The following is a 26,451-nucleotide window of genomic DNA, read 5'->3' as shown; positions in this document are numbered from 1 at the left end:
ACTAAATAAATTCTCTATTCTCACCCTTCCCCATACCTCCCCAGAAAGCTCTGGGTCCGTACATTGCCTGAGGAAAATACTTCTTCCGGCGTTCCCTCCTCTACGATCACTCCGTCAGCCATAAAGATGATCCTGTCTGAGATATCCCTGGCAAAAGCCATCTCATGAGTCACAATGACCATGGTAATGTGCATATCAGCAAGAGACTTAATGACCTTTAGTACCTCTCCCGTAAGCTCCGGGTCCAGAGCGGAAGTCGGCTCATCAAAAAACAGGATCCTGGGGTTTAAGGCCAGAGCTCTAGCGATGGCTACCCGCTGGCACTGTCCTCCGGAAAGCTGACAGGGATATGCTTCTGCCTTATCTTCCAGTCCCATCTTCTTAAGAAGCTCCATTGCCTCGGAAAAAACTTCTTCCTTATCCCGTTTCTGCACATGGATCGGTGCATCGGTAATGTTTTTTAAAACCGTCATATGGGGAAATAAATGAAAGTTCTGGAACACCAGGCCGTAATTTTTCTGTATTTCCTTACGCTTTTCCCCTTTTGCATAGACAGCCCTTCCATCGGGCCCGTTCCATGCGGCCTTTTCTCCCAGATAGTTTAGTTCTCCTCCATCCATCTGTTCCAGCATGGTAGCGCACCGGAGCAGGGTGGATTTTCCCGAACCGGATGGACCGATGATGGATACGATCTCGCCTTCCTCTACCGACAGGGAAATATCCCGAAGCACGCCCTGGCCATCAAACGCTTTTTTCACATGGTTCATTTCCAGTAAGTACATCTTTTCTTCCTCCTATTGATAATAGTTCATCCGCTTTTCTAAGTATTCCATCCCTACTGCCACAATAAGGTTAAAAATGTAATAAAACAGGCCTGCCGCCACAAAAGGAATCAGGCTGGTCTGGGAAGAGGCCAGGGCCTTGGCAACCGCGAACATCTCTAAAACGCTGATGGTAAAAGCAAGAGAGGTATCTTTGACCAGGGTAATGACTTCATTGGTCACAGACGGCAGAATTCGTTTCACCACCTGGGGAAATATGATGCGGAAAAAGGTCTGGGGCTTTGTATAGCCTAAAAGCTTTGCTGCTTCATACTGTCCCACCGGCATGGACTGGATCCCGCTCCTGTATATTTCCGCAAAATACGCTGCATAGTTGATGACAAAGCCGATGAATGCGGCCCAGAGGCGGTATCCATTCCCCACCTTTATACCAAACAAATAGTAAGGACCGAAATACACCACCATCAGCTGCAGCATCAACGGAGTTCCCCTCATGACAGAAATATAGAATTTAACAATGGCCTGTATGACAGGATTTTTTGACATCCTTCCAAAGGATATTAAAAGTCCCAGGGGCAGAGAAAAGACCAGCGTCACCACAAATATCTGGATGCTGACCCACATTCCCCCTGCCAATTGTGAAATTATCTTCGTTAAAGCCATGATTTCTCCTCCATGTTTTCAAAATGAGGTCCGGCCCATAAATGCGGGACCGGAACCCATTTTACCTTTATTAATTAACCTTGGTTACATCCTTGCCGAACCATTTCTCCGAGATCTTTTCAAGAGTCCCGTCAGCTGCCATGGCCTCTAACTGTTCCTGAACCTGATCCCTTAAGGTGTCATTGCCTTTCTTAAAGCCTACGCCGTATTCTTCAGCAGCAAGGGCTTCCTCCAGTATAATAAAATCCGCTTTCCTCTGTTCGATCTGATACCCCGCCACAATTACATCCATTGCAATGGCATCCACCGCTCCCATTTCAAGATCCATAAACGCAGTGTTGTAATCCGGCGTTGTCTGAATGGTTCCAAAGGTCCCGGAGAGCTTTTCATCCGCCTGCAATGCCTTTTCTGCGGAGGAATCCGCCTGAACCTCTACGATCTTTCCTGATAAGTCAGCTAGCGTTTTGATGCCGGAATCCTTTCCCACCACGAACACCTGGCTGTTTTCCATATAGGGCTTTGTCCAGGTATAGCCGCCCTCACGCCCTGTCATGGTAAAGCCATTCCAGATGCAGTCAATATTTCCAGATTCCAGTTCCATGTCCTTGGCATCCCAGGCAATGGGCTGGGGAACAAATTTCCTGCCAAGGCGGTTTGCCACCTCCTGAGCCAGTTCTAAATCAAAGCCGGTATATTCTCCGTTGTCTCCAACAAAGCCCATGGGAGGGAAATCCTGATCAAATCCAACGGTAAATGTATTGGCAGCCGATTCTGTTTCTTTTCCAGTCTCTTTTGCTGTTGATGCAGCGGTATCAGAAGCCGTAGAAGCCGTAACTTCACTCTTTTGCCCGGAACAACCGCCAAGCAGGACTGCCGCTCCCAGCACTGCCGCTATTAAAATCTCTTTTTTCATAATTGCATCCTCCTCTTGTTTTTCATGTGTTACCATGGTAGCACACTAAAGTGCTTCTGTAAAGAAGAAATTTGCATTTATAAAAACAGATTTAAAAAAAGAACAAAAATAAAACCAGGATAAGAATTACGGCCAAAGCTCCCGTCAGGAAAACAGGGCCTGTCCCACTTCCCCTTCCTCTGGCAGTATGCTCCGGTTCTGCAAGCATTCCCCAGGGGCTTAGCTCCATGATTCCCAGGGGGATCCCGCCTAAATCCTCTCTTCCCATAAAGGACAGAAATTCCTTCCAATCCCGTTCTACAATCCGCTTTCCCTCTTTCCAGTCTTCCCTTGGATCATTTTTCTCCTTTGTAAAAAAGGATCCGGAATTTTCCCTGTTTTCCAAATATTCCTTTTTCTTTAAGAACTGCTGATAGGCATGCCTTATCCCCTTGTTTGCTGTTTCACCCAGATTCCTGGTGGTCTGATAGAGGTTCATCATATAATAATAGACCTTGTAAGCAGCTCTTGGCTGAAAGAGTGTATTTCTTCCTCCCTGCCATTTCATAACGCCCTCAGACTGTTTAAACGCCTCCTGTATATAGAAATCGATCATCCGGTCAACCGACTCCCTAAGGTCAGAGGCCAGTCCTTTATTGATTCCGGAATAAGCTCCAAAAGTCTGGGATTTAATTGCCATCAACGCGGCCAGAAATCCATAAAGTTCTTCACTGTCTCCTGAAAGCCCGGAGGCCCTTAATAAATTTCCCCTGTGGTTCATATACCCGGCAAATCCCTCAGCCGATTCAAGATCAGCAGGAGAATAAACCGTATTTTTTCCCATGGAAGAAATGGATGCCTGGGCACCATAAGCCTTATCTGTCTTACTCCCCGGTATACCCCTTTCTTCCAGCACAGCCAGAGGAGTCTCTCTTCGAATCCGCCAGGTATACCGGGGATCATTCTTTATCCGTCCTTCCCCGGCAGGCTGATAGATCATTCCCTGTTCTGCTTCATTTCCAGATTCATTTACCGGGGTTCTAATGCTGCCGGGAGTTAGTTTAACCGTATCTCTGGTATTTTCCGGCTGTTCCTTAAAGACCCTTTCCAGCTCCCCGCTGCTTAACGTATTACCTGTTACACTGCGGTAAAGGGCCGCCTTTAAGGCCGTCATGGAGCTTTGGGATCCGAAACTTCCAAAGAGGGTTTCCAGTTCTCCCATACGGCCCTCAAGTACCTTTATAAGAATATCCGATAAAGCAGCTTCCAGAGCGGCAAGCTGATCCTCTTGCACTCCTGCTGTAGTATTCTCAAGAATGGCCTGGAGCAGTTTCTTATAAACCGCTGCAAGACCCTCCAGTTCCTCAGGAAACGGCTTTATAGCAGACAGACTCCACGCCAGGATATCCTCCCATGCCAGATCAGCCTCTTCCTTTCCCCACATTTTGTCAAGATCAGAAAGCTCCTCAGGGCTTAGTTTATAATAGGCGCTTTCATCTGACAGGGCGGCAGTATCCCGGGGCGTCCTGGTTTCCCTCCTGTTTTCACTTCCATCCTCGTTCTTTTTCTCACGGTTTTCCTCGGCGCTCCGGCTCAGTTCTTCCATAAACCGTTCACCGGCCTCGATCCTTGCCTTTATATCTGCTTCCACCACAGCCCGCTGAATGTCTGCGGCCGCAGATTCGCCTTTGGGAGCCGCAGCAGACGGCGGATCCTGTGCCTTTATCTCCATGTTTTCACCCCCTTTTGGATCTTTTATCAAAAGGTCTTATTGATCCGGTAAAAATCAGTCTTTTTCATCTTGGTAAACGATCCGGCCTCCGCAGATGGTATATTTCACCTTTCCAAACAATCTTTCTCCCGTAAACGGAGAATTGGAAGACTTGGAGACATATTCTCCTACCGTCCATTCCTCATTGGGATCAAAAATCACCAGATCCGCAGCGTTTCCTTCCTCTATGCAGCCAAAATCCAGCCGGTACAGCTTTGAAGGATTTAAGCTCATCTTTTCCATCAGCTCCATCATAGTCAGATGTCCGGGCCGGACTAAGTTTGTCACACCCAGCCCCAGTGCGGTTTCAAGTCCTATTATCCCGCTCGGAGCCTCGGTCAGCTTCTTTGACTTTTCCTCCGTACTATGGGGAGCATGATCTGTTGCAATGATGTCAATGCTTCCGTCCTTTAATCCCTGGATAATGGCCTTACGGTCCTCTTCCGTCCGAAGGGGAGGATTCATTTTTGCAAGGGTTCCATGGGTTAATACCGCTTCCTCTGTCAGGGTGAAATGATGGGGCGTCACCTCCGCATACACATTGGCCCCCAGCTCCTTTGCAAGCTTCACCATCTTAACGGAAGCAGCGGAACTGATATGCTGGATATCCACCGCCGCACCGGTGTGAAGGGCAATCATGCAGTCTCTGGCAACAAGGCAGTCCTCCGCCAATGCCGGGGAACCAAAGATTCCAAGCTGATCAGATACCTTGCCATGGTTGATTCCATTATTTGTGATAAAAGCAGGGTCCTCCTCATGAAAGCTCAATGGAACATCCAGCTTTGCCGCCCGCTCCATGGCTTCCTTTACCAGTTTCTCATCAAGGAGGGGAATCCCGTCATCGGTAAATCCCACCGCTCCATTGGCCTTTAATTCCTCCATGTCCGTCAGTTCTATCCCATGAAGGCCCTTAGATACGGCTGCTGCCTGCAGCACATGGATGCCTGTTTTTTCCCCTTCCCGCTTTACATATTGAAGGATTTCCACGTTGTCCACAGGAGGCCTGGTATTTGCCATGCAGACAACTGCGGTAAATCCACCTTTTGCCGCCGCTCTGGCTCCGGTCTGGATATCCTCCTTATAAGTAAGACCAGGATCCCGGAAATGAACATGAACATCAACAAACCCCGGAGCAACGATAAAACCGGAAGCATCGATTACTACATCCTCCTTTGAAACAGGAACGGCATCCGGCTTAAGCTGTTCTCCCATACCGGCAATCTTCCCATCTGCAATGCAGATATCCATATTTCCTTCCACCTGGCTCCCAGGGTCTACTACATGAGCATTTTTAATCCAAATCATCATCTAATCCTACCTTTCTCTCTTATCTATCGTCCGCTTTCTCCTGTTTCTTTGCAGCAAATTTAAAAAATTTCTGGGGCAGCTCAAAAACGAATACAATACCAAGCACAATGGCAACCGCCACCTTACACGCAAGAAAACCGGTCCGGACAGCCAGAGCCAGTTCATCCGTCACAATATAATAAGCCGTCCAGTATATTCCCGCCCCAGGTACCAGGGGAAAAATACCGGATATTAAAAATATGGTGACAGGGCACCGTTTCCTTACGGCAAAAGTCCTGGAAAGAAAAATTACCACAATAGTGGCCGCTAAAGCGGCTGACGGAGCCGACAGGCTATTCATAAGCCCCCCATAGACCAGCCAGCCTGCTCCGCCGATCAGCCCGCAATATGGATAAAACCTGGCGGGAACCCCAAACAAAAGTGAAAAGGCAATCGTTCCCACAACCGCTGCCGCGGCTTCCAAAACCACGCTCATAGAAGTACACCTCCCGTCAGCCGGTGGAACAGGCTGAAGACCAGTCCAACACCCATGGCAATACAGAAAAATACCAGCAATGCATCAAGCATCCGGACAGAGCCGGAGATATAGTCCCCGTCTGCAATATCCCGGATGGCATTGGTAAATGCAACCCCCGGAATCAAAGGCATGATGGAACCAATGATCATAAAATTTAGATTCTCCCCAAAATGAAACAGATAAAAAACCGTACATAAAAAAGTGACCAAAGCTCCTCCTCCGATGTTTCCTACGATCTTAGAGAGATGGGGGGCGCTTAGAAAGATCACATATACATATAGAAGAGACCCTGAGCCAAAAGCTGATAAGCTGTCTCTTAAGTTTCCTCCAAACAGATAGCAAAAGCAGGCGCTTCCAAGGCCGGAAGCCAGGATCTGCATGGTTTTTGGTTTTCCCGGCATGACCCGGATCTGATCCAGCCGGTGCTTCACATCACCTGGACTTAAGAATCCTGTCTCAATTTCCCTGGAAAGCTGATTTACCGCCGCAACCCGGTCCAAATGGGTCCCGCTCACCGGAATATGCTGGACCTTTGCAAATATTTCTTCTATCTCATTGCCTGAGGTCATAAAAATACCATTGCTGAGGACAAAGAAATTTCCGGACCTTATTCCATAGTGGAGGCAGATACGGTCCATGGTCTCCTCCACCCGAAAGATCTCCGCCCCATTTTCCAATAAAATATGACCTGCTTTCATGGCGGCCTCTAAAACATCTCTCTGCGCCTCAGGGGTCAGCCCCCCTGACTGTTCCTTCTCGTTTTCCATAAGCCCCTGTCTCCTACCCGATTTCAAAGCTTTCCCCGTCTTCGCGGATCTCCATAATCCGGTCCCGGTAAGGGGCTGAAATATCCATGTCCTTTAACCTGCCGATCACAGAAAAATCCCCCCAGAAGTGCATGGGAAATGCATGGCTTACCCGGATTTTTCTCATAAATTCGTCAAAGCCCAGCAAAAAAGCCTTATCCTGTCTGGAATCCAAAGGAAGAAAAGCTGCATCTATGTGTATGCCTGACAGCTTGTCCACTTCTTTGGAATACTGCTTTGCCATTTGGTCATTCCAGCTTTCCGGCTCCCCTTCCCATCTCCAGTTATTTAAATCTCCGGCATGATAAATAACCTTTCCTTCCGCTTTTATAAGGAACGCAACACCTTCATCAGTGGAGCGGAAAGTCAAAACCTCTATATCCCCCTTTTCTTCCTCAACGACAGGGCCTGTGAGATTCCCTTCTGAAATAGAAAAACCAATCCTTTCCCCAGGCTTCATAAAGACCACTTCATGGAGAAGCTCTTTGGGCAGCCGCCCTTTTGAGATATCATCAGAAAGAATATACCTGGTTTTCTCATGCTCCTTTATAAGCTCCAGAATTTTTTCAGAATAATGATCCCCGTGCCGGTGGCTTGCAAAAACCAGCAAAGGTTTCTTATCATTGATTTTTGGCAGAGTACCCTCTGTATAATCAAACAGCAGGCTTATTGTCTCAAGCTCCGCCAGAAATGCGCTGTGATGGATATAAGTGATTTTCATTGGAAAAGGCCTCCTTATTATATGGCTATTTGGGAAAATTATATCACAACAGCTATCACTCTGCATAGCAGGTGAACGCAAAAAGAGCGGAGACAATTGTCCCCGCTCCGTAAATTTGGCATTCCTGACCGATCCGGTAATCCTGCCGATTAGTTAGCAGCTTTTGTAGTTTCTTCTTCTGCTTTTTCAGACTCTGTTTCTGCTTCGTCTGCTGCTGCATCTTCATTGCTTTCTTCTTCAGAAGACTCTTCTAAAGTTACATCTTCTGCATCAGACTCTTCTGCAACTTCTTTAGATTCGTTCTCTGTTGTAACTTCTTCTGTTGTAGCCTCTGTTGTAACAGCAGCCTCAGTTGCTGCTGTTGTTTCAGCAGTCTTAGTGCTTCCACATGCAGAGATAGATGCCATTGTTAATACGGCTACGCCTGTAAGTACCAGTTTTTTTGCTGTTAATTTCATAATAATTCTCCTCCTTGCGACTACATAGGTCTTATTGTTTCATGTATCTGTCGCGGTTTCATGTTGTCCTATGACCCTGAAACCAAGTCTCAGTTTAACACCTTAGGAAAATAAAGTCAATGATTCCAACTTGCTTTTTTCCCCAGTCAAAAACTGGCAGAATCTAAAAATTAACCACAACTGTCACTGTGTGTTTTCACAATAAATTATGAAATAATGCTCTTGAACTTTTTTATTTCACATGTTTCAATTTTGTCCACTCCGAAAACTTCACAATAATTATGAATAAATCAATATTTTTTTGTTTATTTTAACTACTGTTTTCCCGGCAAGACTGGAAGGTCAGATGGTCAGATCAAAGCTTTCCCCAATCAGCCTCCTGATGTCTTCTTCCGGTACGGATCCGTCAAGAAGGACTGTGTTCCAATATTTTTTGTTTAAATGGTACCCTGGAAGCACGCCGGAAAATGCATTTCTCCAAAATTCCACCCACTCAGGATCACATTTTAAATTAATGCAGACCAGTCCATCCCGTTCATAGATCCAGGCAAATACCTTTTTGTTTTTTCTGTGCCGGATAACCGCCCACTGATGGTCACGAAAGGGATAGTCTTCGTAAACATCAGGATAGCTTAGGCAATAAGCAATCAGTTCCCCTTTGGTATTCATCATATTCTCGCCCTTCCTTCCCCTTGTCCATTGCATGACAGACCAATACCTGCTATACTTTTATAATAAGAAAACGGATAAAATACAGACAAAACAGGAGGAATTTATATGTTAAAAGAACTGGTTTTAAAATGCCGTACCTGCCGTCGGTTTTATGAGGATGAAACAGTTTCCACGAAAGACTTGAGGGAGCTGGTGGATTTAGCCAGACTCACCCCCTCAACAGCCAATTCCCAGGCGTTAAAGTTCCGGCTGTGCAACACTCCGGAAGAAAATGCCAGGGTGTTCGATACCCTTAGCTGGGCCGGCGCTCTGCCGGACTGGGACGGCCCTGAAAAGGGGGAACGTCCATCTGCCTACATCATCATTCTATGCGACTTGTCCCTTGGGAAAAATAAGCTGTATGATGATGGAATCACTGCCCAGACCATCATGCTTGGAGCAGCGGAAAAGGGATATGGCGGATGTATATTTGGGACGGTACGGAGAAATGATCTGGCAGACGCTCTTTCCATCGACCCTTCCCGGTACTCCTTAGACTTAGTCCTTGCCCTTGGAAAGCCCAAAGAACAGGTGGTCATTGTCCCGGTTAAAGAAGACGGAGATACCCATTATTACCGGGATGAAAATCAGGTGCATTATGTTCCCAAAAGAGCCCTTGATGATATCATCATTTAGGCTGAAACAGGAACAGCTCCTTCTCCTTCCTCTCTCTTAAAACCGCTGTCCGCATTTGGGGCAGTACTCAAAGTCCTCTGTGGTTTCATAACCGCAGTGAGAGCATTGCTTCCGTTTCCAGTCTGAGGCCCTGTGACCTGACTGCACCAGAGTTAAATCCTGCTCGCTAATATCCACGGATTCCCTATGGCTCAGTCTTTTCCCCTTTTCCGGATCCAGCTGGTAAATAGTATTACAGCAGGACATCTGGACGTAATAGCGTCTGCCCCATTTTATGATGGGAATGAAAAAAATACTGAAATAACTGTAAGTCATAAACACCTGATATCTGCCGTAGCCTCCGCACAGGCCGCAGATCACTGTTTTGGTGTAATCAAGTATTTTCTTTCCCTGGCTCATTCCGCATATAAAGAACATAAATCCCTCCTGAAATTGAATGCTGGTTTTACCTGTTCACAGGATGATCTGCCGGCCTGTTGCCGGGAAAATCATTGCAGGATGAAGCAGGATTTTACACATTATGACATGGGACAATCATATCGCTGCGCAAGTCAGAGCATATGCCTGTGACTTTCACCTACAGAGCAGGCAGGGCGGCTGATCATTATATGAGCAGAAAAACCATCCTCTTAACTGCCAAGCATCCGGATGGTTTCTATGTATAGCTGCTTACAAAATGCAAAAACGAATGCAAGCAATAACAAGAAAAAAAGACCAAAGGTCAATAATTTTCATTTCATATAGCATCACCCTCAGCCCTTAAGAACAGAGGCGAATGCACCCTGCCACACGATATTTCATGACAATATTGTATCACAATTCCCCATTGCTTACAACTCATATATAGCCCATGTACAGGGATCTAAATGACCTTTCGTCTAATATGATAAAGGCTGGGCGAACTAACGGAAGCCGTTAATTCCCTGGTATTTCTAAAGAAATGTCCAATGAAATGAGCGAAGGCATTGCAGCATGATAAGTAGTCCCACCCATGCTGCAATGCCTTTGTTTAAATTATCTGCTATCCTCTGCGCCTGCTTCTGAACGGCCAAAAAAGGTAAGCAGGTACAACCCGCAAATTCCTACCAGAGCATACACGATTCTTGTAATCCATGTCATGCTGCCGAAAATAAATGACACCAGGTTGAAGTTAAAGAAACCTACCAGCCCCCAGTTAACCGCGCCGATAATGGCTATGGTCAGAGCTGTATAACTCAATGCTTTATTTCCCATGGCACTACCTCCTTTTCTCTCTTTATTATGGAGAAGCTTTCTGGTTTTTATACATTATTTTCCCAAACTATCGATCCTGGCCTTTATTTCATTCTCCCGATCCTTGAATAAAAGACGCTCATTATATTGATAATATCGTTCACAATCGTACTCTTTTAAAAATTTAACGCTATAATACCCGGAATTTAGTTCCGTTATAAATACCACCATTTCCTGTCCGTCTCCAAAGGCAGCTTCCATGAAATCAAATACGTGTTCCATGGCTTTTCCTCCCTCTGCCAAAAGCGCCTCATACCTGACGTCTTCTTCCTCAAACATCTCTTGTATCCGGCTCCAGGCTGACTCATTCTCTCCGGTTTCTTCCATTTGAAGGCTTTCCTCATACTTAAGGAGAATGGCTTCCACATCCCGGCGCAAATAATCTTCTCTTCTATTTAAGAGTCCGGCTTTTCTTTTTCTGTCCCAATCCTCATTCCACCGGTTCCTTAAGTCTGCAAGACGGGCTGACATGGAGACCTCCGGGTTTCCGCTGGTTTCCGGGCTTATTTTCTTCAATTCTTCCATTAAAAGGCCGGTTCTGTCTCCCTGATCGGACACAGCGCGGAAGCTTTGACCCAGCCTGGACAATAAAAGGCCGATGACATTCAGCTTCTCATCAAAAGGCGCCCGTTTCAGCCTGTTGCACAGGCTCTCCCTAATGATGCCGGACAAGATCCCATCAATCTGATAATCATCCCGGTACTTATAATATAGTTCCAGGTAGTTTGTGAAATCCTTGGCAATCTTAAGGAACTGGATATACTCTCCCACCACATCCCGGTCCACCTTTTTGCCCAGGCGTTCATAAATTTCAATAAATTTTGATAAGTCTTCCCACCCCCTGGGAGTGGCGAAAAACTTTCCATCAACAGTCGTTTCGATCCGGCAGAAGTATTCGGTTCTGGTATTCAGATAGGAAATGACCGCCGGATGCAGGGCCTGCTCATAGGCATAGGCTTTCCATACCTCAAAATCAGGTTCCACATAGATGAGTTTAATCCGGTCTAAGGTCACCACATCAAAATCCCGGACTGACTTGTTATATTCCGGCGGATTTCCAGCCGTCACAATGATCCAGCCTTCGGGAATCTTGTGGTTTCCAAAGGTCTTATACTGAAGAAACTGGAGCATGGTCGGCGCAAGGGTCTCGGACACACAGTTGATCTCATCGATAAAAAGGATCCCTTCCTTAAGACCGGTGCTCTCGATCTTATCGTAAATGGAGGCCACGATCTCGCTCATGGTATATTCTGTTACACGGTAAGTATTTCCTCCATATTCCTTTTCGTTTATAAAGGGAAGTCCCACCGCACTCTGGCGGGTATGGTGGGTGATGGTATAAGCCACCAGTCCGATCCCGCACTCCCTGGCTACCTGCCCCATGATCTGGGTCTTTCCCACTCCCGGAGGCCCCATGAGAAACACCGGTCTTTGCTGGACCGACGGTATCTCATAAGCGCCGTATGCATCCTTTAGCAGATAGGCTTCTATGGTATTCTTAATTTCTTCTTTTGCTCGTTTAATATTCATATTAAAATCTCCTGTCATGTAACTTTCAGATCCTCTTCTGTCAGGATCACCTTCATCGCCCAGCCCGGTACGGAAATATCCTCATACTGGTCCTCCATAAAGACAAAAGCCGTATCATAGGGCGGCATTTTCACCGGATATATTCCTTTTCCGTCGGTAAAATACAAAAGACCCCGGAGCTTCTTAAAAGCTCCTTTGCTCAAAAGACCGTTCACATATTCGAAAGCCGGCCGGAAATCTGTTCCTCCAAATCCGGATAATGAGAAATTCTCCATGTAATCTTCCATCTCCTCCCTGCTTGTGATGGTCACATCAGATCGGATCTCCTCGTCACACTGGATGATATGGATATTGATCTTACGGAAATAGCTTTCTGATTCCCCAAGGACACCATAGGTTTCCTGAAGGAAATGCCGCACCAGATCTCCGGATACGGACATGGATGTATCGATCACGATCACAAAGTCCTCAATTTTATAAACTTCCTTTGTTTCCAGAGGCTCAATAAGCGGCATATTCCTGTAAAGAGACATGCCGTAAGTATAAAACACAGGATCAAAGGAATCCGGGTCAATTTCGGCCTCCTCCCTTAACACCGCAAACTTTCTTAAAAATTGCTTGTAATCATATTTTTCCCGGTTTTCTATCCTCACCTGTTCCAGAAGGTTTTTTGACGAATCCTCATTCTTCTCTCCAAAGGACTCCATTTCCGTCTGCATCGTTTCCCTGATGTTCTGCCATTTATTCTGGCGCTCCATCTGAAATCCCGGAGGAGCCTCATCTTCCCAACGGTCATGGTTGTCCACATAAAATTCTGCCGCCATTCGTCCATATTGTTCTGCGGTCAGATTCATATCCTGAAGCTCTTTATAAATCCCTTCAGCCGTAAATACCTTACGCTTTTCTTCCAGCCTGCCATATACCTCCCTTCGGTAAGGAGTCTGGTGCCGGTAAACGGGTCTTACATAAAAACCATCTAATATGGATTCAATGGTGATATCACATGCCAGATCCCAGTATTCTTTTTCCCGTTCCCCTTTTCCATTCAAATGGCAGAACAGGCAGTGGAAAAGCATATGCAGATAGGCCCTGTTCACCAGAGCCCGGCTTCTTTTATATATGGAAAACAAGTACTCCGGCTGATAATAGATCACAAACCCGTCTGTCCCCACGCCCCGGCCTGTCCAGTCAGCCTCAAATTCAAAGCTGCTTAAGGCCACATCCAGATACCGGAAGCTTAAATAAAGCTCGTTGCGGGCATTGGTCAGGATCTCATGGCCCAGTTCTACCTCGGCCAGCTCATCAAGCTGCCTTTGTCTCACCGGATCGATCATGTTTCCACCCTCTTTCTGTTTTATTCTATACAAGGAAGGACGATTCACCTTGCCTTCAATAAGTAAATTATGTCAGGGAAAATTTCCGTTTCCCTGCCGTAAAGCGCTGGCGGCGGAGATTCATAAGGACACTTAAAAGCTCAGGCTTGTCTGCACCTGCTGCCATATCGACCATTTCGTCGAAGTCCTCCTGCTTATGTCCATACTGCATAGCAAGCCAGAGGAAAAGGGCCGGGTCCTTTTCCTTAAGCGCCAGTCCCGCCGCTCCTATAAAGTGCTCCATCAGGTAAGCCTCGTACACCTCCCTGTCCCTTTCAAGAAGTTCCAAAGGAGTATAAAGCCTCCCCAGAACCAGGGCTGCGGTCACCCGCTCCGGCTCCTGCACCAGGATGTGAGGAAACAGGGCGTCGTATTTATGAAACTGAAACTCCGTCTTGTCAAAGCAGTAACGGTACATATGCCCGCAGCCATGCATTTCCCTGAGGATGATTCTAGCTGGCGTATGCTCCACAGACTCCTCAAACATTTCAGGAAAAACCAGCCTTGCATTCCCCTTACTGCTATAATAGTTTACATAAAGCTCCTGCCGCAATTCCGCCAGCAGTTCTTTCATGCAGGAGCGTTCTCCATCAATCATATGGATATCCAAAAACCGGATTCCCGTACAGCCGGTAAAAAGTCCTGAACCTACATCAAAAATGGAACTGAAGCATTCCACTTGTCTTAACTCATAGCAGTTATAGAATGCATAGTTTCCTATTTTTCCAATCGTATCCGGTAAATATATATCTTTCAGCCTTTCACAGCTTATCTCCGGCGGAATATCCTTTTCTTCTATTTCAATTGGGTTGCCCTCTTCATCGCACAGGCGTATCTCTTTTCCTGCCAATGAAAGCATCTCTTTTTTCCCCCAGCCGTCAGAAAATGCATAGGCAGCCAGCTCCGTCACCGGCAAACCCCCGATATTCTCAGGGATCCGTATGGAACCGTCATATCCCCGGCAACCCAGAATCCGTACATGGTCATCTGTAATCTGATATAAAAACATCCTGAAATCCTCTCCACTAACTGTTTAACAAATCAATATAACAGAAAAATGGAAGAATTGCAACGGACTTTTCATGGAAACTGGTAAAATCATTCTCCAATCCTTTTAATATCAAACATCTGCTCCAGCAATAGCCAGTTTGCCCGGAAAAACTGCATGAGCTGCCAATACCCTGCCCCGGTCAGGCCGAACTCTTTGATTAAGTCAAACTTGGCCTTATAGCTTCTCACATCCTCAAACCACACCTCATGCTGGACTCCATACTGCCAATAACGGAAATATGGGGACATGGCAACCTCGTCAAACTGGATCTCCACACCATGATCAATGGCAATCTGGACCGCCTCCAAGTTGTTTATGGTCCTTGCCCTTGTCACCCCCCGCTCATAGGGCAGCGGCCAGTCATACCCGTAATTGGGGATTCCAAGGCTGATTTTCTCCCTGGGGATCGCTGTCACGGCATATTCTACCACTCTTCTGACCATGTTGATGGGGGCAACGGCCATTGGGGGACCGAATGTATATCCCCATTCATAAGTCATCAAAAAAACCCGGTTAGCCGCTTCGCCCAAAAGCGCATAATCAATCCCCTCATACAAAAGCCCTGGCTGTGTTGCCGATGTCTTGGGAGCCAGGGCAACCGTAACCTGATAGCCGAACTGGTTCATGATCTGGGTGGTCCGCCTCACAAGGTCCGCATAGGCTTCCCGGTCATCCGCCATAATGTATTCAAAGTCAAAATCCATGCCTCCGAATCCCTTTTCCAGCATTGTAAGCCCCAGATTCCAGATCAGCCGCTGCTGTACCTCCATATTATGTACAACCGCAGAGACCAGATTGTTGTTAAAGTGCCCGTCAGGACCGAGAGGAGTAAGGGTCAAAATCGGACGCACGCCAAGCTGCCAGGCCCTTTCAATCATCCAGTCATCCGGGCTCATGGGGGGAACCAGATCACCCTCCATGGTAAATCCATAAGAGAAGACATATAGATCGGTCAGAAATGGAAGGGTGTTCTCCAGATTATCCGGACTGATGATCGGGTATGCATAACCGAACACATAAAGAGGAGTCCTTTCTTCCGAAGGGCTGTCATCCCTGATATAAAGTGCCTGGCCTACAGCCAGGCGGTATGGATAACCAATCTGGTTATCAAATATAAGGCTTTGTACCGGAATGCCCTGGGATTCGGCAATGGTGTCCACGCTGTCTCCCCGCTTTACCACATATATTTTCATAGAAGCATCCTTTTACCAGAGTTGGTAAAGCATATGATGAAAAAATCCGAAACATGACAGAAACAGACACCATTTCAGGTTTCTTTAGAAAAATGCAATGTGATTTTTCTTATTAAAAATAAGCAAACACTTTAAATCTGTATTTTAGGGCTTTAAATCAAGGTTTAAGAGACTTTTGACTTCACCACCTGTTACCACTTAAAAACAGTCAAACCAAGCATCATACAGTCAGAAAATAATATAAATTCCATAAATAGAGCGGGCCCGGAATACCCAAGCCCGCTCTAATCAAAGACTACCGTTCTTACTCTTCGTACTCCTCATACCCTTCATACTCTTCATATCCCTCGTACTTTTCGCATTCGCCACATTCATTTTCTCTCCGTCTGCATTTTCTGCAACCGTCTTTAAAGCCTCTCCAGTAAGCCTCTTTTAATGCTTTTTTGAAACATTCGCAGTCTTTGCCATGATCACACTCGCATTCACATTTAGGTTTGCATTCACATTTGGGCTCACATTTCTTATAACATTTACATCTACATTTAAAAGTATCGCTGCTCATATACTTTAACTCCTTTCATACCGAACTACACTATATTATATGGGACAGATAGACAAGATGTGTGTAAGTGCAATACCACCTGTATTTTGCTCGGCCAATTCCAGATACTGCAGAGCGCCAGCCTGATCCGGCGTGAGCGTCACCAGCTCCGTTTCCATTTGCCTTCAATATTCTGCAGGCGCAATATCTCTTAGGGAACGATAATATAAAAACCGCCCTGAACACTTACACGCATTTGGGATACATGGATAGAAAAGTGGATAAACTGGAGTCATATTATTATGCAGTCAAATGATAAAATAGGGGCCCCTCAGGCACGTATAAATAAAGGATTCTTAAAAGTCATAAAAATGTAATGTGCTTTTTTACAGCCTTCGTTGTATAATATTGAAAAAGGAGGTTTTCGTATGCAGAATATTTTAGTATGTGATGATGACAAACAAATCGTGGAAGCTATTGATATATATTTAACAGGAGAAGGGTTTCATGTGATTAAGGCCTATGACGGCTACGATGCCTTAAAGCTTCTGGAAGGACAGGACGTGGATTTAATGATTCTGGATGTGATGATGCCAGGCCTTGACGGGATACGGACCACGTTAAAGGTCCGTGAGACAAGCAGCATCCCCATCATTATCCTTTCCGCCAAATCCGAGGATACGGATAAAATCCTGGGACTGAATATCGGAGCAGATGATTATATCACCAAACCCTTTAATCCGCTGGAACTGGTAGCAAGGGTAAAATCCCAGCTGCGCCGTTATACCCAGCTTGGCAATATGAACCAGCAGCCTGCCGGACAAGTGTATAAATGCGGAGGCCTGGCCATTAATGACGACAATAAGGAAGTTTTTGTAGAAGGGGAACTGATCAAACTGACCCCCATTGAGTACAACATCCTTCTGCTTCTGGTGAAGAATGCGGGAAAAGTATTTTCCATTGATGAGATCTACGAGCAGATCTGGAATGAAGAAGCCATCGGCGCCGACAACACCGTTGCAGTACACATCCGGCATATCCGGGAAAAGATCGAAATCAACCCCAGAGAACCACGTTATTTAAAAGTGGTATGGGGCGTAGGCTATAAGATCGAGAAACAATAGGAGCGTTTATGAAAAAAAGAAAAGATTTTGCGGCTCTTATGCATATGCTCTTCTCCCTTCTTGTTGTCATCGGCGTTTCCATCATGTACAGCAATTCCCACTACGGAGAGGGGATCCGCTGGGTCACCCATGAAACCTATGAGGACACGCCTGAATTCACCCGCCAGCTTAAATCTGATATCGATGATATTTTTAATTATGTAAAATATAAGGAAATATTTGAGACCAACGGAAAGCTTGACTATTCAAAGCCCATTGTCCGGGTCATGGAAGGCCCGGGAACCATAAGGGAATATACGGTGGATGAGATGATGCGCAGGGCCAAATCCCTTGGCTATTATCTCAATGAGCAGTTTAAGGTGAGCGGAGGACAGCCGGCTGCGGATGACACAGATTCGTATGTACGTGTGGATTACCGGGCCTATGAACCGGATTTTAAGATAACGGAGCCTGGAGAAGCATTTCTCACTATGGATCAGATTGCCTATGAGGTACTGACCCATTTGGGCAACTACTACTCTTTTTATTACCGCTTCATCCAGAATCCCAGCAATTTAAAGTTTGAAGTACTCTATCAGAACACTGAGGAGGATTATAAGTTATACAACAACGTTTCAGGCAAAGGCATCAATGACTTTAAGGCCATGGGAAGATACCTTTACGTAACAGGAGAAGCTCTATACGTGGATTCCAACTTAACAACTGTCCCCAAGAATGTTTCTTCCCTGTTAGAAAAGATGAATCCCTATAACAACGGCAATTATCATATGACAGTAGCCGTGGATACTTCCTATCCTTATGGTGATGCTTACGCACGGGCTTCCGCTTCCTATGACCGTATGCGTCTGTTATTCATTGTCGGAATGATCAGCCTTTGCCTGGGAATCTTAGGCTGCATGGCGACCCTGTACGCACTGGTAAGCCTGACCGGACAGCCTGACACGGAACAGGACCGGGGTCCCTTAAAACGGATTGACCAGCTTCCTGCTGAAAGCTGTCTGCTCCTGTATTGCGGGGCTGCCATCATCACCTTGTTTCTGGCAAACCGGCTGGCATATAAGATCATCCACCTCTTTTTTGCCGTTGACCAATGGAATTATGGAGAGCTGGCCCTTCGGGTCCTCATTTATTACGCCGCCGGACTTTCTGCCGCCTTAAGCCTTTTAAAACGTTATAAGGCAGGCAGCCTCTGGACCGGAAGCCTTATGCACCGGGGACTAAATAACCTGTCCCTGTATTTTAAAAATCACCGTTTCACCACCCGGATCATGCTTTCTTATGCCATGTTCCTGATTTTTAACATTGCCATGACAATGGCTTTTGCTTTCCTTTTATTTACCTATAACAGCTTAGCGTCCCGGTTCCTTATGGGGGCGGTTGCTCTGCTGCTTTTCTGCATGGATTACTGGGTATTCCATCAGATGTACAAAAACGCATGGGAAACTGATCAGATCAATGAGGCCCTTTTTAATATTTCCAGAGGGGATACCACTTATAAGATCGATACCCTGACATTTAACGGAAAAGCGCGGGAACTGGCAGAAAACATCAATCACATCAGCACCGGACTTGAAACCGCACTCCAGGAAAAGGTACGGAGTGAGCGCTTAAAGGCGGATTTAATCACCAATGTGTCCCATGATATTAAGACTCCCCTTACATCCATCATAAACTATGTGGACCTTATAAAAAGGGAAAAGATTCAGGATCCAAAGATTCAGGGATACTTAGAAGTTCTGGAACAGAAGTCCCAGCGGTTAAAGACTTTGACAGAAGATCTGGTGGAGGCCTCAAAGGCAAGCTCCGGAAATTTAAAGCTGGAGATCACCAGCATTGACTTTGTACAGCTCATCCATCAGACTAACGGAGAATTTGAAGAAAAGTTTGCCCTCCGTCACCTGGAACTGGTTTCCACCCTTCCGGCCGAAACCATCCTGATCGAGGCGGACGGCCGGTATCTGTGGAGAGTGCTTGAGAATCTTTATAACAATGCCTTCAAGTATGCCATGGAACACAGCCGGGTATACGCAGAGATTACAGTAGAAGGGGATATGGCGGTTTTCACCATGAAGAATATATCCCAAAACCCGTTAAACATTCATGCGGACGAGCTGACCGAGCGCTTTGTCAGAGGGGATGTTGCCCGGACCACAGAAGGAAGCGGACTGGGGATCTCCATCGCTAAAAGCCTGGCCGAGCTTCAGGGCGGAGAATTAAGGCTTTATATTGACGGAGATCTATTTAAAGCAGGTGTGGCCTTCCCTGTCAAGAAATAAGCCGTATCCTCTCCCATTTTCCCGTCAGATATCGGAGGAATGATATGATATAATTGGCCGTCCAGCCCATTGGAACTGCAAACCAAACGGCCTGGACGCCAATAATGGGAGCGAACACAGCTGCCACCGACACCCGGATCGCCAGATTCACCAGATTGGCGGCAGTAAATACCACCACATCTCCTGCGCCGCGCAAAAGCCCGTCTGTGGTCGCCTTGCAGCCAATGCAGATATAAAAGAATGAAATGAACCGGATATAATCCATACCTGTCTGAAATGCAGTTTCTGCACTGCCTTCATTTAAAAAGCTTCGTATAAACCAATCTCCCCAAGTTTCCATAATAACACATATGATAACTGCAAAAACACCTGCCATGAGATAGCAGTAACGGTAGCCCTTTTTTACCCGGTCTGTCCTTCCTGCGCCTATGTTCTGTGCCGTGAAGGTGGACATGGCATTTCCCAGGGCAAGCATGGGAACAATGCAGATGGATTCAATCCTGGTTCCTGCCGCAAAGCCCGCCATGACCGCAGAACCAAATACATTGACAACAGACTGCACCAGAAGCATTCCGATATGGACGATGGACTGCTGAAGGGTGGAGGGAATGGCGACCCGCATCATATGGAGCATCATATTCCAGTCATAAAGCCGAAACGGCTCTGTTGTCTCATACCCCTTTAACCGCTTTATCAAAATGAGAAAAGACATGACAGCGGAAATTCCCTGGGCTATCAAAGTGGCAATCGCCACACCGGCTACCCCCATGAAAAACTGGGTCACCAGCAGCAGATCCAGTACTACATTTAAAAGAGAGGAAAAGACCAGCAGATATAAGGGAGTTTTCGAATCTCCCAGAGCCTGAAAAACAGATGCCTGCACATTATACATGAATAGGAAAGGCAGCCCTATAAAATAAATACCCAGGTACACCGAGGCATCATAAAATACATTCTCCGGGGTATTCATGAAGCTTAAAATCCGGTTATTGAAAAGAAGTCCCAGACCGCCCAGTATCACTCCTATGGACAAGAAATTAATAAGAGTGGTGGATATGGCGGTTTTCATGTTTCCGGTCTGTTTTGCCCCTAAAAACTGGGACACCACTACGGAACTGCCGATTCCGCCGCCTACCGCGATGGCAATAAACACGTTTGTAATGGAATAAGAGGCACCTACCGATGCCAGGGCTTCTTCCCCCACAAACCGTCCAACCACCACAGAGTCTATGATGTTATAAAACTGCTGAAATAAATTTCCAAGAATCAGGGGAAGGGCAAAGAGCAAAAGGGCCCTTCCCGGTGAATCTGTTACCATATTAATTGCTTTTTTCTGTGTTTTCATACTCATTATTTTGAACCATTCCTATCCAAATATACGCCAGCCGCAGATAAAGTTATTCTTCCACCAGGAGCTTAAGGAACGTTCTACTACCCGCCCGTTACTGGAGGAAGCATCAATGACGCTTCCGCCTCCGGCTACGATTCCCACATGGCCGCTTACCACGATGATATCGCCTGCCTTCAGGCTTCCAAAGCTGGTGATCTTCGTATATTTACCTACATTTCTCCAACCGGAAGAGGTCAGATAGCTCTGTCTGACGCCGGCCTGGTTGAGAGACCAGTAGACGAATCCCGAACAGTCAAAGGACTCCGAGCCCTTGGCACCCCATACATAGGGGCGTCCCACCTTGGATCTGGCAATGGAAAGCAGACCGCTTACACCGGAACCGCCCTTAACCGTACCGCCCTTGGAGGAACCGCCTGAGGATCCGGAAGAGCCTGCGGATTTTATGCCGCTCCCAGTAAGTTTACTCATGGTAAGCTGTCCCACAGAACCATCTGCTTTCAGTCCATTGTTGTTTTGGAATTCCTTAACCGCCTTTTCCGTCAATTCACCGTAATATCCTGTAACATTTGCAGAAGCCAGGTACCCGTATTTATTTAACAGCTGCTGGATCCTGGTAACCGATTCTCCCTGTTCACCAAGGGTCAGGCCGTTTGGCTGCGCCCCTGCGCTCATTAAGGTGATCCGGGTGGAAGGTCCTAAATACCCATCCACAACCAGGTCATTCCGGGACTGGAACTGTTTCACCGCTGTCACCGTATCATTTCCATAGGCCCCATCCGGAGTAGTTGTTAAATACCCCAGCTCCTTAAGACGCTGCTGGCTGGTTAAAACTACATCGCTCTTTTCACCATATGACAGGAAGTTTGGCTTAATCTCTTCACTGTAGAGAAGATTTATGGTCTGACGTCCTACTTTTCCATCTATGTTTAAGCCGTTGACCTCCTGAAGCTTCATGACCGCGGCCTCTGTTTCATCTCCAAAAGAACCGGATACCTGGCCCGCACCGGCAAGATACCCCAATTCATAAAGGCGGCTCTGAATCCGTGATATGTCGTCGCCCTCCACACCCTTTGACACAGCATAATATTTGGCAGCCGGCGTCATAATGGCAGTCAGGGTTTCAGGCCCTACAATTCCATCCTGAGCCAGGCCGTTCTGGCGCTGGAAGGTCTTAACAGCAGCCTCAGTCACATTTCCAAAGTACTGGGTGGGCTCATCATTATCCATAAAGCCCAAATTCATCAAACGCTCCTGAAGGCTGGCAACCACCGGATGCTCTACCCCATTCCGCAAATACTCAGGGATAGGATTTTCCTTTTGTTCCGGTACCTTAAGAAGCCTTGGCATCAGATCTCCTCCGGGAGTAAGTACATCAACAGGCTGCAGTTCATTTTCTATCGATATGGCAATGGATGGCGTGGCATCCTTTCCAAGCTCCGCTGCTGTTTCCGTTTTATTGCATCCTGCTAACAAAGAAACCGTTGCTGCTGCCAGAAACACAGAATAGGCAGAACGCCTTTCCCATCTTATTTTTATATTCATAAACCAAATTCCTTTCCTATTTATTGCCCATGCATTTTGGGCATAAAGGGATACCCGAAGGGTGTTTCCTATTTATCGTCCTCGCTTTTGAGGCATAAAGGGTTACCCGAAGGGTATTTCATATGTAAAATCAGGTCTATTTTAGCATAAATCTGTCGGAAATGGAAAGGGAATTTATCTCATTGCGTCCAAACAGAGGTTATGATATAGTTAAAGCAGGGAAAATACAGTCAAAACCGCTGTTTTTTTGACAGAAAAGGAGGGCTTAATATGACGCCTGTTTTGTGGGCTGCCGGCGGTACCGGCTTTACATTTCTTATGACTACTTTGGGAGCTTCGGTCGTATTCTTTTTCCGGAAGGACGTAAATCAGTCTGTTCAGAGAATCTTCCTCGGCTTTGCTGCCGGTGTTATGATCGCGGCCTCAGTATGGTCGCTTCTCATTCCGGCCATCGAGGAAGCCGAAGCGGTCGGGACTCCGGGCTGGATACCCGCTGCCGGAGGCTTTGTCCTTGGAGTACTTTTTCTTATACTGTTGGACACCCTTCTTCCTCACCTTCATCCAGACATGAATGGAAGCAGAACCAATGAGGCGGAAGGACTATCTTCCACCTGGAAGCGGACTACCCTGTTAGTAATGGCTGTGACGCTTCATAACATTCCGGAAGGCATGGCCGTTGGACTGGCTTTTGCCCTGGCTGCCCAGCATGGAAGTGATCCGTCCCTTTATACTGCTGCCGTGGCTCTTGCTATCGGCATCGGAATCCAGAACTTCCCGGAAGGCGCTGCCATTTCCCTGCCCTTAAGGCAGGAAGGGCTTTCTACGGGAAAGGCATTTTTGCGAGGCAGCTTATCCGGGATCGTGGAGCCTATATTCGGTATCCTGACCGTAATCGTGGCAGGCAGCATCCTGCCGCTTATGCCATGGCTTCTGTCCTTTGCGGCCGGTGCCATGATGTACGTGGTGGTGGAAGAGCTGATTCCTGAGGCTCATTTAGGAGAACATTCCAATGTGGGAACCCTTGGGGTTATGTTTGGATTTTTGATCATGATGATTTTAGACGTGGCTTTGGGATAAGAAAAAGGATATCCGGGAGGCAAAAAACTGCCTCTCGGATATCCTTTTTTTATCATCATTTCCTGTCAAAGCCCATATTTGTGTTTTGTACGCAGCCTGGCCATGGATCTGGCTAAAGAAGCCTCAAAATGAGAATGCTCCTGAAGGCTTTTACTCTGCCTTAACTGTTCGGCAGCCCTTTCCCTGGCTTCCTCTGCGCGGCGTTCGTCGATATCCTCCGGCTGCTCAGCAGTATCAACAAGGAGCGTCACACGGTTGTTGACGATCTGGATGAAGCCATTTCCAACAACAGCCTGAACCCATTGATCCTTTTCATTCAACAGACGCATTTCCCCTATGGATACTGCAATGACCATATCCTCATGATGGGGAAGAATTGCCTTTTCTCCATCTGCAAGAGGAATGATAAGCTCCTGGCATGAGCCTTTGTAAAACACCTTATCACTGGCAAGGACCTGAAGGAAAAATGTATTTTTACTCACAGGCAGCACCTCCAAGCTAAGCCTCTAATGTCCTGGCCTTTTCAATTACCTCATCAATGGTTCCCACATTAAAGAATGCAGCCTCCGGATACTGATCCATCTCTCCGCTTACAATTGCCTTAAAGCCCCTGACTGTTTCCTTAAGAGGAACATATTTACCTGCAACACCGGTAAAATTCTCAGCTACAGAGAAAGGCTGGGATAAGAATTTCTGGATCTTTCTTGCACGGTAAACCGTAGTCTTATCGTCATCTCCCAGCTCTTCCATACCCAGGATAGCGATAATATCCTGAAGTTCCTTATATTTCTGAAGTAATTCCTGTACCTTACGGGCTACCTCATAATGCTCTTCTCCAACCACATCCGGTTCCAGGATCCGGGAGTTTGATGCAAGAGGGTCAACCGCAGGATAAATTCCCTGTTCCACGATCTTTCTGGATAAAACCGTAGTGGCATCCAAATGGGCAAAGGTAGTTGCCGGAGCCGGGTCCGTCAAGTCATCGGCCGGCACGTAAACCGCCTGAACAGAAGTAACGGAACCATTTTTCGTGGAAGTGATCCTCTCCTGAAGCTCGCCCATTTCCGTAGCCAGGGTAGGCTGGTATCCAACCGCCGACGGCATACGTCCAAGAAGGGCGGAAACCTCAGACCCCGCCTGGGTGAACCGGAAAATATTATCAATAAATAAAAGTACATTCTTATGCTCTTCATCACGGAAATATTCCGCCATGGTAAGTCCTGTTTCAGCCACACGCATACGTGCTCCCGGCGGCTCATTCATCTGGCCGAATACCAGGGCAGTTTTTGAAATAACGCCGGACTCTCCCATCTCGGTCCAAAGATCATTTCCCTCACGGGAACGCTCTCCAACACCGGTAAAAATAGAATATCCGCCATGCTCCGTGGCGATGTTATGGATCAGCTCCTGGATCAGAACCGTCTTACCAACACCGGCACCGCCGAACAGACCGATCTTTCCGCCTTTTGCATAAGGGGCAAGAAGATCAATGACCTTGATTCCCGTTTCCAGGATCTCTGCCACAGGGCTTTGCTCCTCAAAGGCCGGAGGATCTCTGTGAATGACCCATTCCGAACCTCCTTTTAAGGCTTCACCGTTGTCAATGGTCTCTCCAAGCACGTTAAAAAGGCGTCCAAGAGTCTGCTCACCTACCGGCACCTTAATGCCTTCCCCGGTAGCGGTTACCTCCATGCCCTTATACAGTCCTTCACTGGAAGCCAGCATAATGCAGCGGACTGTGCTGTTTCCCATATGCTGTGCAACTTCCATTACGCAGCGTTTCCCTTCATTATTCACCTCAAGGGCGTCCTTAATGCGGGGAAGGTCGCTGCCCTCTAAAAACTCAACATCTACTACAGGTCCAAGGACCTGAACGATCTTTCCTATATTCATATTCTGTTACTCACAGTCGTGAGGACTCCTCCTCTCTAAAGTCAACCGGAACATCCGATGATACTACGCTTTCTTCCTTTTTTTCTTTTGGGCCTTAGCACCGCTGATCACCTCGGTAATCTCCTGGGTAATGGCCGCCTGACGGACCCTGTTATAGGTAATCGCCAGTTCGTCAAGCATCTCCTGGGCACTATTTGTTGCGGCCTGCATCGCCATCATTCTGGAATTCTGTTCGCTGGAATAGGATTCCACCAAACCTCCATAGATAAATCCTGCAATGTAATTGGGCACAATGGTATCAATCACTACCTGCGGAGATGGCTTCATAGTGATCTCTTCCAGATGCACGTTAATGGGAACGCTCTGGCTTAACCGATGCTTGGGAATGGGAAGAAGCTGTTCGATCTCAGCCTCCATTTTCATGGCATTCACCATCCTGGTGTAGATCATATATACCTCATCCAGCTTTCCTGACAGGAAGTAATCCACGATCTTTTCCTCAATGATTCTGGCCCGGCTCATATTTGGTTTTTGAACGGTATACCGGAAATCCTGCTCCACCGGTATTCCCTTTTTCATAAAGTACTGCTGCCCCAGATCACCTACTACGAACAGCATGGGATTTCCGCCCTTGTCAATCTGATCCTGAGCCAGTTTAAAAATGTTATGATTATAAGAACCGGCCAGCCCCTTATCAGCCGTTACCACAATGTATCCGATCTTACGGTCTTCTTTCTTAATATGCGGCCTGGTATCCAGATACGGGTCGTCAATATCGGGCGTATGCCTTATGATTCTGGCAATGGTCCTTTGCAGCGCATAAAAGTAAGGCTCCGTATCAGTCAGGGCTTTCCTTGCCCTTTTCAGCTTTGACGAGGAAATGGTATACATCGCATTGGTTATCTTCATGGTACTTTTGATGCTGTTCATCCTGCTTTGTATCTCTCTCGCATTTGCCATATC

26 protein-coding genes are annotated in these 26,451 nt (G+C 46.7%); 4 read left to right on the top strand and 22 right to left on the bottom strand.

All coding sequences use genetic code 11. The features are described from left to right. Positions 1–20: 20 nt before the first annotated feature. The 10 genes from ABFV83_RS17870 to ABFV83_RS17825 form a co-directional block, all read right to left on the bottom strand. A complete protein-coding gene (locus tag ABFV83_RS17870; RefSeq protein WP_349945758.1) occupies positions 21–782 on the bottom strand; it encodes an amino acid ABC transporter ATP-binding protein in 762 nt (253 codons plus the stop codon). Positions 783–794: 12 nt separating this feature from the next. Further along, the gene (locus ABFV83_RS17865; protein WP_349945756.1) at positions 795–1,445 is read right to left on the bottom strand and encodes an amino acid ABC transporter permease; all 651 of its coding nucleotides are present in this window, start codon (positions 1,443–1,445) and stop codon (positions 795–797) included. Positions 1,446–1,515: 70 nt separating this feature from the next. Next, a complete protein-coding gene (locus tag ABFV83_RS17860) occupies positions 1,516–2,358 on the bottom strand; it encodes a transporter substrate-binding domain-containing protein (protein WP_349945754.1) in 843 nt (280 codons plus the stop codon). A gap of 91 nt (positions 2,359–2,449) precedes the next feature. Next, positions 2,450–4,069 carry a hypothetical protein gene (locus tag ABFV83_RS17855; RefSeq protein WP_349945752.1) on the bottom strand — a complete coding sequence of 540 codons (1,620 nt, stop codon included), beginning with the start codon at positions 4,067–4,069 and terminating at the stop codon, positions 2,450–2,452. 54 nt (positions 4,070–4,123) lie between these two features. Further along, positions 4,124–5,410, bottom strand: coding sequence for a dihydroorotase (locus tag ABFV83_RS17850; RefSeq protein ID WP_349948945.1), 1,287 nt, complete (start codon positions 5,408–5,410; stop codon positions 4,124–4,126). 25 nt (positions 5,411–5,435) lie between these two features. Further along, complete coding sequence (locus ABFV83_RS17845; protein WP_349948944.1) at positions 5,436–5,885, bottom strand: threonine/serine exporter family protein; 450 nt, start codon at positions 5,883–5,885, stop codon at positions 5,436–5,438. Between the two features lie 2 nt (positions 5,886–5,887). Next, positions 5,888–6,700, bottom strand: coding sequence for a threonine/serine exporter family protein (locus ABFV83_RS17840; RefSeq protein WP_349945751.1), 813 nt, complete (start codon positions 6,698–6,700; stop codon positions 5,888–5,890). A gap of 13 nt (positions 6,701–6,713) precedes the next feature. After that, positions 6,714–7,460 carry an MBL fold metallo-hydrolase gene (locus ABFV83_RS17835; protein WP_349945749.1) on the bottom strand — a complete coding sequence of 249 codons (747 nt, stop codon included), beginning with the start codon at positions 7,458–7,460 and terminating at the stop codon, positions 6,714–6,716. A gap of 149 nt (positions 7,461–7,609) precedes the next feature. Continuing rightward, complete coding sequence (locus tag ABFV83_RS17830; RefSeq protein WP_349945747.1) at positions 7,610–7,918, bottom strand: hypothetical protein; 309 nt, start codon at positions 7,916–7,918, stop codon at positions 7,610–7,612. Positions 7,919–8,260: 342 nt separating this feature from the next. Further along, positions 8,261–8,587: an MmcQ/YjbR family DNA-binding protein gene (locus tag ABFV83_RS17825; RefSeq protein ID WP_349948943.1), complete on the bottom strand. Its 327-nt coding sequence runs from the start codon at positions 8,585–8,587 to the stop codon at positions 8,261–8,263. Positions 8,588–8,695: 108 nt separating this feature from the next. Between ABFV83_RS17825 and ABFV83_RS17820 the strand changes: the two genes are divergently transcribed. Beyond that, complete coding sequence (locus ABFV83_RS17820) at positions 8,696–9,265, top strand: nitroreductase family protein (RefSeq protein WP_349945745.1); 570 nt, start codon at positions 8,696–8,698, stop codon at positions 9,263–9,265. A gap of 36 nt (positions 9,266–9,301) precedes the next feature. On the opposite strand, the gene ABFV83_RS17815 is transcribed toward ABFV83_RS17820, so the two are convergent. From ABFV83_RS17815 to ABFV83_RS17785, 7 genes are all read right to left on the bottom strand, one after another. Then, positions 9,302–9,682, bottom strand: a complete 381-nt coding sequence (locus tag ABFV83_RS17815) for a zinc ribbon domain-containing protein (protein WP_349945743.1) — start codon at positions 9,680–9,682, stop codon at positions 9,302–9,304. Positions 9,683–10,279: 597 nt separating this feature from the next. After that, positions 10,280–10,498 (bottom strand): DUF378 domain-containing protein, encoded by a 219-nt coding sequence (locus tag ABFV83_RS17810; protein WP_312440923.1) that lies wholly within the window; start codon positions 10,496–10,498, stop codon positions 10,280–10,282. A gap of 54 nt (positions 10,499–10,552) precedes the next feature. Further along, the gene (locus ABFV83_RS17805) at positions 10,553–12,067 is read right to left on the bottom strand and encodes an AAA family ATPase (protein WP_349945741.1); all 1,515 of its coding nucleotides are present in this window, start codon (positions 12,065–12,067) and stop codon (positions 10,553–10,555) included. A 14-nt stretch (positions 12,068–12,081) separates the two neighbouring features. Next, positions 12,082–13,401 (bottom strand): VWA-like domain-containing protein, encoded by a 1,320-nt coding sequence (locus tag ABFV83_RS17800; RefSeq protein ID WP_349945740.1) that lies wholly within the window; start codon positions 13,399–13,401, stop codon positions 12,082–12,084. Between the two features lie 67 nt (positions 13,402–13,468). Continuing rightward, positions 13,469–14,449, bottom strand: coding sequence for a leucine-rich repeat protein (locus ABFV83_RS17795; protein ID WP_349945738.1), 981 nt, complete (start codon positions 14,447–14,449; stop codon positions 13,469–13,471). An 89-nt stretch (positions 14,450–14,538) separates the two neighbouring features. Further along, positions 14,539–15,684 (bottom strand): glycosyl hydrolase family 18 protein, encoded by a 1,146-nt coding sequence (locus tag ABFV83_RS17790; protein ID WP_349945736.1) that lies wholly within the window; start codon positions 15,682–15,684, stop codon positions 14,539–14,541. A gap of 304 nt (positions 15,685–15,988) precedes the next feature. Beyond that, on the bottom strand, positions 15,989–16,246 hold the full coding sequence (locus tag ABFV83_RS17785) for a hypothetical protein (RefSeq protein WP_349945735.1): 258 nt from the start codon (positions 16,244–16,246) through the stop codon (positions 15,989–15,991). Between the two features lie 407 nt (positions 16,247–16,653). On the opposite strand from ABFV83_RS17785, the gene ABFV83_RS17780 reads away from it, so the two are divergent. Together ABFV83_RS17780 and ABFV83_RS17775 are read left to right on the top strand one after the other, a co-directional pair. Continuing rightward, positions 16,654–17,349 (top strand): response regulator transcription factor, encoded by a 696-nt coding sequence (locus ABFV83_RS17780; protein WP_349945733.1) that lies wholly within the window; start codon positions 16,654–16,656, stop codon positions 17,347–17,349. A gap of 8 nt (positions 17,350–17,357) precedes the next feature. Further along, on the top strand, positions 17,358–19,625 hold the full coding sequence (locus ABFV83_RS17775) for a HAMP domain-containing sensor histidine kinase (protein WP_349945731.1): 2,268 nt from the start codon (positions 17,358–17,360) through the stop codon (positions 19,623–19,625). On the opposite strand, the gene ABFV83_RS17770 is transcribed toward ABFV83_RS17775, so the two are convergent. Together ABFV83_RS17770 and ABFV83_RS17765 are read right to left on the bottom strand one after the other, a co-directional pair. Next, positions 19,615–20,976, bottom strand: a complete 1,362-nt coding sequence (locus ABFV83_RS17770; RefSeq protein WP_349945730.1) for an MATE family efflux transporter — start codon at positions 20,974–20,976, stop codon at positions 19,615–19,617. The two genes, ABFV83_RS17775 and ABFV83_RS17770, sit on opposite strands and share 11 nt — an antisense overlap. A 15-nt stretch (positions 20,977–20,991) precedes the next feature. Further along, entirely contained in the window at positions 20,992–22,518 is a 1,527-nt protein-coding gene (locus ABFV83_RS17765) for a peptidoglycan-binding protein (protein WP_349945728.1), read from the bottom strand. A 270-nt stretch (positions 22,519–22,788) separates the two neighbouring features. Here ABFV83_RS17765 and ABFV83_RS17760 point away from each other — a divergent pair, with 270 nt between their 5' ends. Then, positions 22,789–23,595, top strand: coding sequence for a ZIP family metal transporter (locus ABFV83_RS17760; RefSeq protein WP_349945726.1), 807 nt, complete (start codon positions 22,789–22,791; stop codon positions 23,593–23,595). Positions 23,596–23,660: 65 nt separating this feature from the next. On the opposite strand, the gene atpC is transcribed toward ABFV83_RS17760, so the two are convergent. From atpC to atpG, 3 genes are all read right to left on the bottom strand, one after another. Beyond that, positions 23,661–24,077: an ATP synthase F1 subunit epsilon gene (atpC, locus tag ABFV83_RS17755; RefSeq protein WP_054741467.1), complete on the bottom strand. Its 417-nt coding sequence runs from the start codon at positions 24,075–24,077 to the stop codon at positions 23,661–23,663. A 16-nt stretch (positions 24,078–24,093) separates the two neighbouring features. Continuing rightward, on the bottom strand, positions 24,094–25,488 hold the full coding sequence (gene atpD / locus ABFV83_RS17750; RefSeq protein WP_349945724.1) for a F0F1 ATP synthase subunit beta: 1,395 nt from the start codon (positions 25,486–25,488) through the stop codon (positions 24,094–24,096). A gap of 63 nt (positions 25,489–25,551) precedes the next feature. Beyond that, a complete protein-coding gene (gene atpG / locus ABFV83_RS17745) occupies positions 25,552–26,448 on the bottom strand; it encodes an ATP synthase F1 subunit gamma (protein ID WP_349945723.1) in 897 nt (298 codons plus the stop codon). Positions 26,449–26,451 lie beyond the last annotated feature (3 nt).

The sequence above is a fragment of the Lacrimispora sp. BS-2 genome (genome assembly GCF_040207125.1).
Classification (GTDB): Bacteria; Bacillota; Clostridia; order Lachnospirales; family Lachnospiraceae; genus Lacrimispora.
This window is presented reverse-complemented; position numbering and strand designations above follow the sequence as displayed.